Source organism: Stenotrophomonas sp. ZAC14A_NAIMI4_1, from assembly GCF_003086915.1.
In the GTDB taxonomy this organism is placed as follows: domain Bacteria; phylum Pseudomonadota; class Gammaproteobacteria; order Xanthomonadales; family Xanthomonadaceae; genus Stenotrophomonas.
Genome location: NZ_CP026002.1, coordinates 627,577 through 641,418 on the forward strand (window position 1 = coordinate 627,577; position 13,842 = coordinate 641,418).

14 protein-coding genes are annotated in these 13,842 nt (G+C 68.5%); 9 read left to right on the top strand and 5 right to left on the bottom strand.

Translation table 11 applies throughout. The features are described from left to right. Positions 1 to 145: 145 nt before the first annotated feature. The 3 genes from phaR to gluQRS form a co-directional block, all read right to left on the bottom strand. Positions 146 to 679, bottom strand: coding sequence for a polyhydroxyalkanoate synthesis repressor PhaR (gene phaR / locus C1926_RS02790; protein ID WP_079222543.1), 534 nt, complete (start codon positions 677 to 679; stop codon positions 146 to 148). 184 nt (positions 680 to 863) lie between these two features. Then, positions 864 to 1,604: an acetoacetyl-CoA reductase gene (gene phbB, locus C1926_RS02795; RefSeq protein ID WP_108758190.1), complete on the bottom strand. Its 741-nt coding sequence runs from the start codon at positions 1,602 to 1,604 to the stop codon at positions 864 to 866. A 17-nt stretch (positions 1,605 to 1,621) separates the two neighbouring features. After that, entirely contained in the window at positions 1,622 to 2,542 is a 921-nt protein-coding gene (gene gluQRS / locus C1926_RS02800; protein ID WP_108758191.1) for a tRNA glutamyl-Q(34) synthetase GluQRS, read from the bottom strand. A gap of 93 nt (positions 2,543 to 2,635) precedes the next feature. Here gluQRS and htpX point away from each other — a divergent pair, with 93 nt between their 5' ends. Together htpX and C1926_RS02810 are read left to right on the top strand one after the other, a co-directional pair. Next, complete coding sequence (htpX, locus tag C1926_RS02805) at positions 2,636 to 3,502, top strand: protease HtpX (protein WP_079222540.1); 867 nt, start codon at positions 2,636 to 2,638, stop codon at positions 3,500 to 3,502. 127 nt (positions 3,503 to 3,629) lie between these two features. Beyond that, entirely contained in the window at positions 3,630 to 4,007 is a 378-nt protein-coding gene (locus C1926_RS02810; protein WP_152027102.1) for a hypothetical protein, read from the top strand. A gap of 105 nt (positions 4,008 to 4,112) precedes the next feature. Here C1926_RS02810 and C1926_RS02815 read toward each other — a convergent pair whose 3' ends face one another. Continuing rightward, complete coding sequence (locus C1926_RS02815) at positions 4,113 to 4,940, bottom strand: inositol monophosphatase family protein (RefSeq protein WP_079222538.1); 828 nt, start codon at positions 4,938 to 4,940, stop codon at positions 4,113 to 4,115. Positions 4,941 to 5,060: 120 nt separating this feature from the next. On the opposite strand from C1926_RS02815, the gene C1926_RS02820 reads away from it, so the two are divergent. Both C1926_RS02820 and C1926_RS02825 read left to right on the top strand, forming a co-directional pair. After that, on the top strand, positions 5,061 to 5,831 hold the full coding sequence (locus C1926_RS02820) for an RNA methyltransferase (protein WP_108760614.1): 771 nt from the start codon (positions 5,061 to 5,063) through the stop codon (positions 5,829 to 5,831). Positions 5,832 to 6,116: 285 nt separating this feature from the next. Further along, entirely contained in the window at positions 6,117 to 8,243 is a 2,127-nt protein-coding gene (locus tag C1926_RS02825; protein WP_108758193.1) for an EAL domain-containing protein, read from the top strand. Between the two features lie 97 nt (positions 8,244 to 8,340). On the opposite strand, the gene epmB is transcribed toward C1926_RS02825, so the two are convergent. After that, a complete protein-coding gene (gene epmB / locus C1926_RS02830; RefSeq protein WP_174214074.1) occupies positions 8,341 to 9,357 on the bottom strand; it encodes an EF-P beta-lysylation protein EpmB in 1,017 nt (338 codons plus the stop codon). Between the two features lie 120 nt (positions 9,358 to 9,477). Here epmB and efp point away from each other — a divergent pair, with 120 nt between their 5' ends. The 5 genes from efp (at position 9,478) to C1926_RS02855 (ending at position 13,745) form a co-directional block, all read left to right on the top strand. Beyond that, positions 9,478 to 10,044: an elongation factor P gene (gene efp / locus C1926_RS02835; RefSeq protein WP_079222535.1), complete on the top strand. Its 567-nt coding sequence runs from the start codon at positions 9,478 to 9,480 to the stop codon at positions 10,042 to 10,044. Between the two features lie 207 nt (positions 10,045 to 10,251). After that, positions 10,252 to 11,595, top strand: coding sequence for a TRZ/ATZ family hydrolase (locus C1926_RS02840; protein WP_108747050.1), 1,344 nt, complete (start codon positions 10,252 to 10,254; stop codon positions 11,593 to 11,595). A 25-nt stretch (positions 11,596 to 11,620) separates the two neighbouring features. Further along, on the top strand, positions 11,621 to 12,337 hold the full coding sequence (ubiG, locus tag C1926_RS02845; protein ID WP_088026601.1) for a bifunctional 2-polyprenyl-6-hydroxyphenol methylase/3-demethylubiquinol 3-O-methyltransferase UbiG: 717 nt from the start codon (positions 11,621 to 11,623) through the stop codon (positions 12,335 to 12,337). Beyond that, positions 12,334 to 13,029, top strand: coding sequence for a phosphoglycolate phosphatase (locus tag C1926_RS02850; protein ID WP_108758195.1), 696 nt, complete (start codon positions 12,334 to 12,336; stop codon positions 13,027 to 13,029). The genes ubiG and C1926_RS02850 overlap by 4 nt, the downstream gene beginning before the upstream one ends. A gap of 11 nt (positions 13,030 to 13,040) precedes the next feature. Then, positions 13,041 to 13,745 (top strand): squalene/phytoene synthase family protein, encoded by a 705-nt coding sequence (locus C1926_RS02855; RefSeq protein WP_108758196.1) that lies wholly within the window; start codon positions 13,041 to 13,043, stop codon positions 13,743 to 13,745. Positions 13,746 to 13,842: the final 97 nt, after the last annotated feature.

Genomic DNA, 13,842 nt, shown 5'->3' on the forward strand with positions numbered 1-13,842 from the left:
GCGCTACGCGCATAAGTCGACCAACGGTCGACTCTACCGAAGAGCAGTCGACCAACGGTCGACTCTACCCGCTGGGATGCCGGCATCCAAAACAAAACGGCGCGCCTCAGGGCGCGCCGTCTTCGTTTCGGGCTGGGCAGTGGTCTCAGCGCCGGGTCTTGCCGCCGGTGCCGGTGCCGGTACCCGGCTCGTTCGGCTTGGTGCCGGTGCCGGTGCCCGTACCGCCGGGGCGCGGGCCGCCGAAGCCGGTGCCCATGTTGCGCTGGAATTCCTGCCAGAGCTCGAGGTTGCGCTCGGTCAGCTGGTTCATCATCGCCCACGGGGTCTGGCCCAGCAGGTTGCCCATCTGCTGGCGGAACTGCTGCTGCTGGTCGAGGAAGACCTGCATGCTGCGCTCCAGGTAGTTGCCCATGAAGCCCTGCAGCGAATCGCCGTAGAAGCGGATCAGCTGGCTCAGCAGTTGAGTGGACAGCATCGGTTCGCCGTCCTGTTCCTGGTCGGCGATGATCTGCAGCAGGACCGAACGGGTCAGGTCATCGCCGCTCTTGGCGTCGCGGACCTCGAAGTCTTCACCGTCCAGGATCAGCTGGCGCACATCCTCTATGGTGATGTAGCTGGAAATTTCGGTGTCGTAGAGACGGCGGTTCGGATACTTCTTGATGATGCGGGTCGCAGCCATGAAGCGGTCACTCGTCACTGTAGATGTGCAGCATGGCGCAGTGCACAAGCCTTGGCAACCGCCGCAGCCCCCGCCGGGCTTGGGTTTCACGCCCGATCATGTTGCGCAGCAAGGGTTTGCGTGCTGCGCAGCATGACCAACGGCAGGGGGCCTTCGCGTGCCCGCTGCCGGTGCCTGCGCGGCCTTACCAGCCCATGTGGTGGCCGCCGTTGATGTCCAGGTTGCTGCCGGTGATCCAGGCGGCCTCGTCAGCCACCAGGAAGGACACGCCGTAGGCGATTTCCTCCGGCTTGCCCAGGCGCCCGGTGGGGATGTCGGCGATGATCTTGGCGCGCACTTCCTCCGGCACCGCCATCACCATGTCGGTGGCCACGTAGCCCGGCGAGATCGTGTTGACGGTGATGCCGAAGCCGGCGTTCTCGCGCGCCAGGGAGATGGTGAAGCCGTGCATGCCGGCCTTGGCCGCGGCGTAGTTGGCCTGGCCGTACTGGCCCTTCAGGCCGTTGATCGAGCTGATCTGGATGACCCGGCCCCAGCCGCGGCGGCGCATGCCTTCAATGACCGGACGGGTGACGTTGAACACCGAATTGAGGTTGGTGTTGATCACGTCGTGCCACTGGTCCGCGCGCATGCGGTGGAAGGTGGTGTCGCGGGTGATGCCGGCGTTGTTGACCAGGATCTCGACCGGGCCCAGCTCGGCTTCAACCGCGCGGATCAGCGCTTCGGCGCTGACCGGGTCGGACACATCGCCGGGGAAGATCGACACGTTGTAGCCGCGTTCGGTCATGGCCTGCTGCCAGGCGCGGGCCTTGGCCTCGTCGCGGTAATTGGTGGCGACCCGGTGGCCCTGGTCGGCCAGGCGTTGGCAGATGGCGGTGCCGATGCCGCCGGTTCCGCCGGTGACCAGTGCGACGCGAGAAGTCATGGAATGCTGTCCGGGTTTCAGGTGGGGGAAAGGGGATTCTGCAACATCGGCGCGGAAAGTGCGCCCGGTGGCAGCAGGATGTCGCTGCGTGGCAGCCGCTGGGGGTCGAAGGCCCGGCGCGCGGCGGCCAGCAGCGCGTGTACCTCGTCGATGCCCTCCAGCGCAGCCGGCGCCTGGCCCAGCAGCTGCCATAGCTGGCGCAGCACCGGTACCGGCCGCGCGCTGTCTACCGGCAGCGCGGCCAGCGATTTGGACAGCTTGTGGCCGGGCGCATCCAGCAGCAGGGGCAGGTGCCAGTAGCGCGGCACCGCCAGCCCCAGTGCCTGCTGCAGCAGGATCTGCCGCGCGGTGGAATCGAGCAGGTCGGCGCCGCGCACCACTTCGGTGACGCCCTGCGCGGCGTCGTCCACCACCACGGCCAGCTGGTAGGCCCAGCAGCCATCGGCGCGGCGCAGCACGAAATCGCCGACGTCGGCGTGCACATCCTGGATCTGCAGGCCGCGCAGGCCATCCTCGAACTGCACCACGCTGCCCGGTGGCACGCGGAAGCGGACGGCGGGGTCCGGTCGCGGTTGCCGCGCCACGCAGCGATGGTGGATGCCGCCGCTGGCGGCCACTTCGCTGCGGCTGCAGTGGCAGACGAAGGCCAGACCGCTGGCCAGCAGCACGTCCAGCGCGGCCTGGTAGGCATCGCCACGTTCGCTCTGCCAGAGCACGTCGCCGTCGTGATCCAGGCCGAAGGCGGCCAGCGCCTGCAATTGTGACTGCGCCGCGCCCGCGACGGTGCGGGGTGGGTCGACATCCTCGATGCGCAGCCGCCACAGGCCGCCGTGATGGCGCGCAAGCAGCCAGCTGCCGAGGGCGGCGAGCAGGGAACCGGGGTGCAGCAGGCCGGTGGGCGAGGGCGCAAAGCGGCCGCAGGGGATAGGCGAGGTCATGCTGGCTGAATCGTCGGTCAGGTTGGCGCTTGAATTCAAGCTGACTGCACCGCAAATTGGCAGATATCGACCCCTTCCGAGCCGGAATTCCCCATGTTTACCCGCGTAGCCCTTTTCCTGGCCACCAACCTTGCGGTGCTGATCCTCGCCGGCATCGTGATGTCCATCCTGGGCGTGGACTCCCGTTCGATGAGCGGCCTGCTGGTCATGGCCGGCATCTTCGGCTTTGGTGGCTCCTTCATCTCGCTGCTGCTGTCCAAGTGGATGGCCAAGCGTTCCACCGGTGCGGTGGTCATCACCGAACCGCGCAACCCGACCGAGCGCTGGCTGCTGGCCACCGTCGAGCGCCAGGCCAAGGCGGCCGGCATCGGCATGCCCGAAGTGGCCGTGTATGACGGTCCGGAAATCAACGCGTTCGCCACCGGTGCCAACCGCAACAACGCGCTGGTGGCGGTGTCCACCGGCCTGCTGCACAACATGAGCGAAGACGAGGCCGAGGCTGTGCTGGGCCACGAGATCGCCCACGTCGCCAACGGTGACATGATCACCATGGCGCTGCTGCAGGGCGTGCTGAATACCTTCGTGATCGTGCTGGCCCGCGTGGTCGGCGGCGTCATCGACAGCGCGCTGTCGGGCAACCGCGAAGGCGGCGGCCGTGGCTTCGCCTACTTCATCATCGTGTTCGTGCTGGAGATGGTGTTCGGCCTGTTCGCCACGATGATCTCGATGTGGTTCTCGCGCCACCGCGAGTTCCGCGCCGACGCCGGTGGTGCCTCGCTGGCCGGCCGCCAGAAGATGATCGCCGCGCTGGAGCGCCTGCAGCTCAATCACGGCCAGAGCACGCTGCCGACCCAGATCGCGGCCTTCGGCATTGCCGGTTCGACGGCGAAGAAGCTGTTCATGAGCCACCCGCCGCTGGAAGAGCGCATCGCCGCGCTGCGCGCTTCGACCGCCGCATAAGCGTCGGGCTGAACCTGGAAACACGAACGCCCGGCCTTGTGCCGGGCGTTTTTGTCTGCGGCGCTGGCAATGCGCCCGTGGTAACGTCCCAGCGCCGCATATCGGCAATGCTCAAGGACAGAGATCCATGCGATACGCCAGGGTTTGGCTTCCGTTGCTGTTGGTGGCAAGCGCATCGGCCGCTGCGCGTGACAAGGGGCCGGATGGCCCGTCTCCCCCGTTTCCGCCTTCCATGCACTCGTTCTGCCCCGAATTGATCAGGGACAGCGAGCGGTACGGCGTCATCAGCCTGCGCCACGCGGGCAAGCGCGGCGGCAACGTGATGACCATGGAGACCTGGAACAACGTTCCCTGGCAGCACCGCTATCTTTTGGCGCATTGTTCGGCGTACGTGCTGACCGGCAGCAGCGATGCACCCCCCGCGGGGCTGCGCATCATCGACGAGCGCTCCGGCAAGGTGCAGGCGGTGCTCGACGAGCAGGGCTTCCGCGATATCGATCCCTGAACGCAGACGCAGTCGAGCATGGCTCGACTCTACAAAGGGTGCGCGGCACAAACAGAAACGGCACCCTCTCGGATGCCGTTTCAGTGAGCCGCGCTGCCTGGACGCTTAGAACTTCGCGTCGAACTCGGCCGCGTAGCCGGTGTTGACCAGCACCTTCTGCAGCGACTCGGCCACCTTCAGGTTGCCGGCGACGACCTGCTGGGTGTCCGGGCCACGGTTGTCCATGCGGGCCAGGGTCGCGCCCTTGAAGTCGCAGACCTTGCCGCCGGCTTCGCGGACCAGCAGCACGCCAGCAGCGATGTCCCAGGCCTTCACGCCGGCTTCGAAGTAGGCGTCGGCGCGGCCACAGGCCACGTAGGCCAGGTCCAGGGCGGCCGAACCGCTGCGGCGGATGTCCTCGGCCTGCACCAGCAGGGCGTCGACGGCCTTCAGCTGGGCGCTGGCACGGGCGCGCTCACGCGGGGCGAAGCCGGTGTGGATCATGGTGCCGCCCAGGTCCTTGCGGTCGGCCACGCGGATGCGGCGGTCGTTGAGCACGGCACCGGCGCCACGGCTGGCGGTGAACAGTTCATTGCGCAGCGGATCGAAGATGACCGCATCGGTCGGCTCGCCGTTCTCGACCAGGGCGATCGACACGCAGTAGTGCGGCACGCCGCGCAGGTAGTTGCTGGTGCCGTCCAGCGGGTCGATGACCCACATGTTGCGGTGGCCACCCTGCACGCCGCCTTCTTCGCCGAACACGCCGTACTCGGGGTAGGCGCGCTTGAGTTCCTTGACGATCACCTTTTCAGCGTCGGCATCGACTTCGCTGGCGTAATCCATCCGGCCCTTCTGCACCACATTGAGCGCCTCGAGCTTGTTGATGTTGCGCAACAGGACGTTGCCGGCGAGGCGGGCGGCCTTGACCATGACGGTGACGGCGGGTTTCTGCATGGCGTGGGCTCCCGGAAAGGCAGAAGAGGTAGGGCTGGCGGGGGAAAAGAGCGGGTCCGGCGCAGTGGCCGGCCGCACAGTTTACCATTGGTCTTCGTCCAGCTCGACATTTCCCTGTTCATGTCCCAGTTTTCCGCCGCCACCCGCCTCCGATTCGTCCTGGTCGGGACCCAGCACCCCGGCAACATGGGCGCTGCCGCCCGAGCCCTGAAGACCATGGGCCTGGCCCGCATGGTCCTGGTCGCCCCCGAGAAGCCGCTGGACGAGGAGGCCTTCCGCCGCTCGGCCGGTGCCGAAGATGTGCTCGGCGACGCCCCGGTGGTAGCCACCCTGGCCGAAGCCGTCGCCGACTGCACCCTGGTGCTGGGCTGCACCGCGCGTGCACGCCGGGTCCAGCTGGAGGAGTACCTGCCGTCCGACGCCGCCGCCCGGGCCGTGGCCAAGGCCGGCGAGGGCGCCGAAGTGGCCCTGGTGTTCGGCCGTGAGCGCACCGGCCTGACCAACGAAGAGCTGCAGCTGTGCCATGCGGCGGTGCATATCCCGTCCGACCCGGCGTTCAGCTCGCTCAACCTGGCAGCCGCCGTGCAGGTGCTGGCCTATGAAACGCGCATGCAGCTGCTTGGCGCGCAGCCGGCGGTGGAGGCCGAGGCCGGTTCCCGTGAACCGGTGGCCAGCCATGAGCAGATGGAGAGCTTCTTCGCCCAGCTCGGCGACACCCTGGACGAGATCGATTTCCACAAGGGCCGTGCGCCCGAATCGGCCATGCGCAAGCTGCGCCGCCTGTTCCTGCGCAGCGAGCCGAGCGAACAGGAAGTGCGCCTGCTGCGCGGCATCCTGGCCGACGCCCAGCGCATGGCGCGGCTGGCCGGGAACCACGGCAAGGAAGGCTGACGACGTTCTCATTTTTTCGGGTAGTCTGTCTGGATACCCTGGGGGGATGATGCTTGTGTCGGCTTCATGCAAGGCAACGCAGTGGGGATTGCTGAGCCTGGTTCCATGGCGGCCTGTCCGCGCGGCCACGGCTGCGGCGGAGATGCTTCGGGCGTGGTATCGGATCGACAAGGTCACAGAAACAATGAAGGGCCGGGCGCTGCTGCAGCGTCCGGCGGCCGCGCATGCGCGGTGGAGTGGATTGGAATGGGCAGTGCAGTCGGGACACGTACGGATGGAAGTGGCATGAAGTGGCTCGGCTCGGGGATGCAGGCCCGTTTCCTGCTCGCGATGGGCGGGGCGATGCTGGTGGTGGTGGCGATCCTGGCGGTGTTGCTGGGCCGCCAGGCGACGATGCAGAGCGAGGTGAAGAGCCTCAGCGGCGGCGTCATCCATGAACTGTTCGACCGCAGCGTGCGCAGCCGCGGCGAGGCGTTGGCGCGCGAGCTGTCCGATTCGCTGGCCAACCCGCTCTATTACAACGACCTGGGCCAGGTGGGCGCGCTGGTGCGCTCGACCTCGCGGCAGCCGGTCATCCGCTATGTGCTGGTGTTCGACGGCAAGGGCCGGCTGGTGCATGACGGCTCGGTCGGCGTGCCCGGCTTCGGCAAGCCGATGACCGACCCGCTGGCCGCGGCGGCGACCGCCGCGCAGGGCCTGGTGGTACAGCAGTCGGCCACCGTGCTCGACAACACCATGCCGATCATGGTCGGCAAGCAGCGCATCGGCGGCGTCCGCGTGGGCATGGCGCTGGATGAAGTGCGGGAGCGCGAGCTGGCCGCCAACGCCACCCTCGGCGAGCGCCTGCAGCAGGTCGGCAGCCGCCACCTGGGCTGGCTGCTGCTGATGCTGGGCCTGCTGGTGGTGATCGGGGTGGTTGTCATCCTGTATGTGCAGCGCACCCTGGTGGCGCCGATCCGGGACCTGGCCGCCGCCGCGCGCCGCATCGAGGCCGGTGACTACCAGGCACCGCTGCGGGAAAACACCCGTGACGACGAGGTCGGCGAGCTGGTGCGCGGGTTTGCCCGCATGCGCGATGCGATTGCCCGCCACGACCGCGAAGTGCGGCACATGGCCTACACCGATGCGCTGACCGGGCTGACCAACCGCCTCGCGTTCCGTGAGGCGCTGGACCACCGGCTGATGGCCGCGCGGGCATCCAAGCACCGGCTGGGCCTGCTGTTTGCCGACATCGATGATTTCAAGCGGGTCAACGACACGCTGGGCCACGAGGCGGGCGACGAGGCGCTGCTGCAGTTTGCCCAGCGCATCGGCCATGCCGTGGCCGAGGCGGGCGGCGACGACGCGCTGCTGGCGCGTTTCGGTGGCGACGAGTTCGTCATCCTGGTCGGCGATGGCGACGTGGCTGCCAATGCCCGGCTGCTGGCCGAAGTGCTGGTGCGCGAGCTGGGCAAGCCGCTGGTGGTGCAGGGCAGGGAGCTGTTCCTGGGCACCTCGATCGGCGTGACGCTGTACCCGGACGATGCCGCCGACGCTACCACGCTGCTGAAGAACGGCGACATCGCCATGTACCAGGCGAAGATGGCCGGCAAGAACTGCTACCGCTACTACAGCCGGGCGATGGACCACGCGGTCGAGCGCCGCGTGCACATGGAGCAGGAGCTGCGCGGTGCCTGGGAGCGCGGCGAGCTGCGCCTGGCCTACCAGCCGATCTTCCGCATGCGCGACCGCCGCCTGGTGGGCGTGGAAGTGCTGCTGCGCTGGCAGCACCCGACCCTGGGCACGATCCCGCCGTCGGTGTTCATCGAAGTGGCCGAGCAGAGTGGCCTGATCGAGGTGATCGGCCCGAAGGTGCTGCGTGCGGCCTGCATGGAGGCCTCGCAGTGGCCGCGTGGCGCAGCCGGCGACGAACTGTTCGTGTCCGTGAACGTGTCGCCGCGCCAGCTGCGTGGCGGCGAACTGCCGGCGCTGGTGGCGCAGTGCCTGCACGAATCGGGGCTGCCGTCCTCGCGCCTGCACCTGGAGCTGACCGAAACCGCGGTGATCGGCGACGAGATGCTGGCCGCGCAGCTGCTGGACAAGCTGCACCGCACCGGCGTGAAGGTCTGGCTGGATGACTTCGGCACCGGCTTCTCCGGCCTCAGCCACCTGCGCCAGGTGCCGGTGGACGGCGTGAAGATCGACAAGAGTTTCGTGGCCGACATGCAGCGCGACCCGGACGACCTGGCGCTGACCACGGCGATCATCGCCATGGCCCATGCACTGGGCATCACCGTGGTGGCCGAGGGCATCGAGCAGGAAGCGCAGTTCGAACTGCTGGCCCAGCGCGGCTGCGACCTGGGGCAGGGCTACTGGCTGAGCCACCCGGTCACCGCCACCGAAGTGGTGCGGATGATCGATTCGGGCCTGTAACGGATGGCGTGGCAGTAGAGCCACGCCATGCGTGGCTGCTTTTCCCCGGAAACCCATCCACGCATGGCGTGGATCTACCGGCCCGGCGCGTTCCGGGTTACACCGGGCGCTTGCTGGGGTCGCCGGGCAGCTCGCGCACCAGCTTGGGGATCAGATAGCCGGACAGGCGTGCGGTCAGGCCGGCGATCAGGGCCTTGGCCCGGGTGTCGTCCACTTCGAAGTGGGCCACGCCTTCGACCTTGTCCAGCTGGTGCAGGTAATACGGCAGCACGCCCGCGGCGAAGCTGCGCTCGCTCAGGTCCTGCAGTGCCTGAACGCTGTCGTTGACCCCGCGCAGCAGCACGGCCTGGTTCAGCAGCTGTGCGCCGAGGCCGCGCAGGCGTGCCATCGCGGCATCCACGCTGGCATCGAATTCGTTGGCATGGTTGGCATGCACCACGATGGCCAGCGGCCACGGCAGGCTGCCCAGCCAGGCCACCAGCTCCTCGTCCACGCGCTCGGGCAGCACGATCGGCAGGCGGGTGTGGATGCGCAGGCGACGGATGTGCGGTATCTGGCGCAGGGCGTCGGTCAGCTCGGCCAGCTTGTGCGTGGCCAGCGACAGCGGATCGCCGCCGGACAGGATCACCTCGTCGATGTCCGGATCGGCCGCAATGGCCGCCACGGCCTCCTGCCAGCCACCCTTGGCGGCGTTTTCCGCGCCGTAGTCGAAGTGGCGGCGGAAGCAGTAGCGGCAGTTGATCGCGCAGCTGCCGGTGGCCACCAGCAGGGCCCGGCCGCGGTACTTCTGGATGACCCCGGTGGCCTTCTTTGCCGCGCCATCGCCCACCGCGTCGAAGCTGAACCCGGGCGCCGGACGCATTTCCTCGTCGATCGGCAGCACCTGGCGCAGCAGCGGGTCGGCGGCATCGCCGGGGCGCATGCGCGCCACGAAGCCTTCCGGCACGCGCAGGGCGAACTGGGCCATGGCCGCCTCCGAGACCCCCAGCGCCGCCGGGTCCAGCTGCAGCCGGGCCAGCAGGGCGTGCGGGTCGCGCAGCGCCTGGCGCCAGAGCTGCTGCCAGCGCGCGGGCGCGCCTGGCGACTGGGGCCGGGGGAAGGCGGAAAGCTGCATGGAGAGGGGGCCTGCGGTTATCATGGGGGCATAAACAGTTGCCCACCGGGGTTCCGGTGGGTTTTCCATTCTACCGGCTCGCCGCACGCGCGGCGGTTTCGCCATTTGAGGAGCTTGAGCATGGCCACTGCGGGCATGAACGATGTCAAGAACGGGATGAAGATCCTGGTCAACAATGAACCGGCCGTCATCTCCGAGACCGAGTTCATCAAGCCGGGCAAGGGCCAGGCTTTCACCCGCGTGCGCTATCGCTTCATCCGCTCGGGCCGCACCGTGGAAATGACCATGAAAGCCACCGATGACGTGGAAGTGGCCGACGTTGTCGATACCAACATGGATTACATGTACAGCGACGGCGAGTACTGGCACTTCATGGACCCGGAAACCTTCGAGCAGGTGCAGGCCGACAAGGCCGGCATGGGCGGCGCCGAGAAGTGGCTGAAGGGCGAAGAGTCCTGCATCGTCACCCTGTTCAACGGTTCGCCGATCTTCGTGCAGCCGCCGAACTTCGTCGAGCTGAAGATCACCGAGACCGATCCGGGCGTCCGTGGCGACACCTCGGGCGGCGGCGGCAAGCCGGCCACCCTGGAAACCGGCGCCGTGGTCCGCGTGCCGCTGTTCGTCAACCAGGATGAAATCGTCAAGGTTGATACCCGCTCGGGCGAATACTCCGCGCGCGTCAAGTAATCCGGCGCAGCCGGATTACCTGTAGAGCCGGCCGCTGGCCGGTAACCCCGGCGCCGGATTACCTGTAGAGCCGAGCCCACGCTCGGCTTTCCGGGCACCGCCCGGAACCCGTTGCCGGCGCCGATGGCGCCGCAACGGACGGCCGCCGGGCATGGCCCGGCGCTACCGCCTCCCGCCAGGCCCTTCTCCAATAGCCAGTGAGCCCGCATGAGCGATAGCCCGCACCTCCCCGAAGCCTGCGACCTGCTCATCGAAGCCGGTTATGTCGTTCCGATCGAGCCGCATGCGGTGGTGCTGGAAGATCATGCCGTCGCCGTGCGTGGCAGCGAAATCGTCGCCATCCTGCCGCGAGCCGAGGCCCGCGCGCGTTTCCGCGCCACCCAGGTGGTCAGCCGCCCCGACGCGGCGCTGATGCCCGGCCTGGTCAACGCGCACACGCACAACCCGATGACCCTGCTGCGCGGCGTTGCCGACGACCTGCCGCTGATGACCTGGCTGCAGCAGCACATCTGGCCGGTGGAAGCGGCGGTGATCGGCCCGGAATTCGTCGCCGACGGCACCACCCTGGCCATCGCCGAGATGCTGCGCGGCGGCACCACCTGCGCCAACGAGAACTACTTCTTCGGCGACGTGCAGGCCGCGGTCTACAAGAAGCACGGTTTCCGCGCGCTGGTCGGCGCGGTCATCATCGATTTCCCCACCGCCTGGGCCAAGACCGACGACGAGTACTTCGCCAAGGCCGGTGAACTGCATGACCAGTGGCGCACCGATCCGCTGATCGGCACCGCGTTCGCGCCGCATGCGCCGTACACGGTCAACGATGCCAACTTCGAGCGGGTGCGGATGCTGTCCGACCAGCTCGACATGCAGGTGCACCTGCACACCCACGAGACCGCGCAGGAGATCAACGATTCGATCAAGCTGCACGGCCAGCGCCCGCTGGCGCGGCTGGATCGCCTCGGCCTGGTCAACGACCGCCTGATCGCGGTGCACATGACCCAGCTGACCGACGCCGAAATCCACCTCTGCGCCGAGCGTGGCGTCAGCGTGGTGCACTGCCCGGAATCGAACCTGAAGCTCGCCTCCGGTTTCTGCCCGGCCTGCGCCCTGCAGCGCGCCGGCGTGAACCTGGCCATCGGCACCGACGGCTGCGCCAGCAACAACGACCTGGACATGTTCAGCGAGAACCGTACCGCGGCGATCCTGGCCAAGGCCGTGGCCGACGATGCAACCGCGCTGGACGCGGCCACCACGCTGCGCGCCTCCACCCTGGGCGGTGCCCGCGCGCTGGGCTTCGGCGAACGCATCGGCTCGATCGAAGTCGGCAAGCAGGCCGACCTGGTCTGCGTCGACCTGTCCGCGCTGGAAACCCAGCCGCTGCACAACGTGCTGTCGCAGCTGGTGTACGCCACCGGCCGCCAGCAGGTCAGCGATGTCTGGATTGCCGGCAAGCCCAAGCTGGTGCAGCGCGAGCTGGTCGGCATGGACCTGCCGGGCATCATCGCCAATGCGCGCCAGTGGCGCGAGCGCATCCGTCATATCCGCGCCTGAACCCCGGCGCTGCAAGGACTTTCTCATGACTGCCCCCCACGCTTCCTCCAATTTCGATCAGGCCGAGCTGGACAAGTTCGCCGCGCTGGCCAACCGCTGGTGGGACGCTGACGGCCCGCAGAAGCCGCTGCATGCGCTGAACCCCGTACGCCTGAAGTACGTGGCTGACCGCGTGCAGTTGCGCGGTGCACGCGTGCTCGACATCGGCTGCGGTGGTGGCCTGCTGAGCGAAGCACTGGCCCAGGCCGGCGCCGACGTCACCGCGATCGACCTCGCCCCGGAGCTGGTCAAGGTGGCGCGCCTGCATGCGCTGGAAAGCGGTGCCAAGGTCGATTACCGGGTGCAGGCCGCCGAGGACCTGGCCGCCGAACAGCCGGGCAGCTTCGACGTGGTCACCTGCATGGAAATGCTCGAGCACGTGCCCGATCCGGGCGCGATCATTGAGGCCTGCAAGCGGCTGCTGAAGCCCGGTGGCCACCTCTTCCTGTCGACCATCAACCGCACCGCTGCCGCGTTCGCAGTGGCGATTGTCGGCGCCGAGTACGTGGCACGGCTGCTGCCCAAGGGCACCCACCACTACCAGGAATTCATCAAGCCGGCCGAGCTGGCACGCTGGCTGCGCGAGGCCGATGTGCAGCTGGTGGATGTGAGCGGCATGGCCTATGAGCCGTGGCGCAACCATGCCCGCCTGAGCAGCCGCACCGACATCAACTACCTGGCCTACGCGGTCAAGCCTGCATGACCACGGCCAGCTTCCCGCGGGCGGTGCTGTTCGACCTGGACGGCACGCTGCTGGACAGTGCGCCGGATTTCGTCGCCACCTGCAATGCGATGCTGGCCGAGCGCGGGCGTGCGCCGATCGACCCGGCGCAGCTGCGCCCGGTGGTGTCCAAGGGCTCGCGTGCGATGTTGACCGCCGCCTTCCCGGATCTGGACGCGGCCGAGCGCGATGCCCTGATTCCCGAGTTCCTGCAGCGCTATGAAGCGCTGATCGGCCAGCACGCGGTGCTGTTCGACGGCGTGGCCGGCATGCTCGCCGCGCTGGACGCCGCAGGTACCGTGTGGGGCATCGTCACCAACAAGCCGGAATACCTGGCGCGCCTGATCCTGCCGCAACAGGGCTGGCAGCAGCGCTGCGCGGTGCTGGTGGGCGGTGACAGCCTGGCCGAGCGCAAGCCGCATCCGCTGCCGCTGCTGCATGCCGCGCAGGCGATCGGCATCGCCGCCGAGGACTGCGTGTATGTAGGCGACGACGAGCGCGACATCATCGCCGCACGCGCGGCGGCCATGCCCTCGGTGGCAGCGCTGTGGGGCTACCGCCTGCACAGCGACGATCCGCTGGCCTGGCAGGCCGACGTGCTGGTGGAAAACGCCGAACTTCTGCAACTGGCCAGTCTCTGGCCGACCCGGCCGGCAGCCCCGGCCCAGCCGTAAGGAATGACGTAGTGAGCAGTACCGCGCTGGACAGTTTCCTCGACAAGTGGCGCAGCCGTTGGCCGGAATGGTCGGTGGCCGCCCCGTTCGTGGCCGAATCGCAACGCGAGCTCGCAGTGGCGTGGTTTGCGCTGCTGCAGGAGTTCGACGACATGCTCAACACCAGCGGCGACCCGCTGCCGGCCGACGCCAAGCTGGCGTGGTGGGGCGAGGAGCTGCGCAGCTGGGCGGGGCAGCGTTCGCGCCATCCGCTGGGCCGCCTGCTGGAGCCGGTGCGTGCGCCGTGGGCGCAGCTGGCCGGGACGCTGCCGGACCTGGTCGAGGCGCGCACGGTTGCCCTCGATGCCGCCAGCGCCGAGCGCGCGCTGGCCAACTACGCCGAAGCGGTTGCCGCCGTGGAAGCGGTGCTGTTCAACGACACGCCGCGCAACGGCGCCAGCCGTGCAGTGCAGCTGCAGACCCTGGCCCAGCGCCTGCAGGATGCCGGCGTGGCCGGTGTGCCGCGCAGCCTGCTGGACCAGGACGCCAGCACCGCCGCGCAGCGGTGGGCACAGGCTCTGCTGAAGGGCTGGGGCACCCGCGTACCCGGTCCGCGCGCGCGCCGCGTCTGGGCCAGCCTGGCCCGCGCCCGCGTGGCCGCACAGGCGGCCGGCAAACCGATTGAAGCGACCCCGGTGCGCACGCTGCTGCGTGTGTGGTGGGCCGCCCGCGGTTGATGCCGCTGCCGCTGCGCTCGCCGGGCATGGCCCGGCGCTACCGGGCGCGGTAATCGGGTAGCGCCGGGCCATGCCCGGCGGATATCGGTTCGTTCAT

What these genes read in the sequence shown, in the direction of transcription:
- C1926_RS02820 (WP_108760614.1), top strand. Translation starts at nt 5,061, where the DNA reads ATGTCCCAGTTTTCCGCCGCCACCCGCCTCCGATTCGTCCTGGTCGGG.
- ubiG (WP_088026601.1), top strand. Translation starts at nt 11,621, where the DNA reads ATGACTGCCCCCCACGCTTCCTCCAATTTCGATCAGGCCGAGCTGGAC.
- C1926_RS02850 (WP_108758195.1), top strand. Translation starts at nt 12,334, where the DNA reads ATGACCACGGCCAGCTTCCCGCGGGCGGTGCTGTTCGACCTGGACGGC.
- phbB (WP_108758190.1), bottom strand. Translation starts at nt 1,604, where the DNA reads ATGACTTCTCGCGTCGCACTGGTCACCGGCGGAACCGGCGGCATCGGC.
- phaR (WP_079222543.1), bottom strand. Translation starts at nt 679, where the DNA reads ATGGCTGCGACCCGCATCATCAAGAAGTATCCGAACCGCCGTCTCTAC.
- C1926_RS02825 (WP_108758193.1), top strand. Translation starts at nt 6,117, where the DNA reads ATGAAGTGGCTCGGCTCGGGGATGCAGGCCCGTTTCCTGCTCGCGATG.
- epmB (WP_174214074.1), bottom strand. Translation starts at nt 9,357, where the DNA reads ATGCAGCTTTCCGCCTTCCCCCGGCCCCAGTCGCCAGGCGCGCCCGCG.
- C1926_RS02840 (WP_108747050.1), top strand. Translation starts at nt 10,252, where the DNA reads ATGAGCGATAGCCCGCACCTCCCCGAAGCCTGCGACCTGCTCATCGAA.
- gluQRS (WP_108758191.1), bottom strand. Translation starts at nt 2,542, where the DNA reads ATGACCTCGCCTATCCCCTGCGGCCGCTTTGCGCCCTCGCCCACCGGC.
- htpX (WP_079222540.1), top strand. Translation starts at nt 2,636, where the DNA reads ATGTTTACCCGCGTAGCCCTTTTCCTGGCCACCAACCTTGCGGTGCTG.
- efp (WP_079222535.1), top strand. Translation starts at nt 9,478, where the DNA reads ATGGCCACTGCGGGCATGAACGATGTCAAGAACGGGATGAAGATCCTG.
- C1926_RS02810 (WP_152027102.1), top strand. Translation starts at nt 3,630, where the DNA reads ATGCGATACGCCAGGGTTTGGCTTCCGTTGCTGTTGGTGGCAAGCGCA.
- C1926_RS02815 (WP_079222538.1), bottom strand. Translation starts at nt 4,940, where the DNA reads ATGCAGAAACCCGCCGTCACCGTCATGGTCAAGGCCGCCCGCCTCGCC.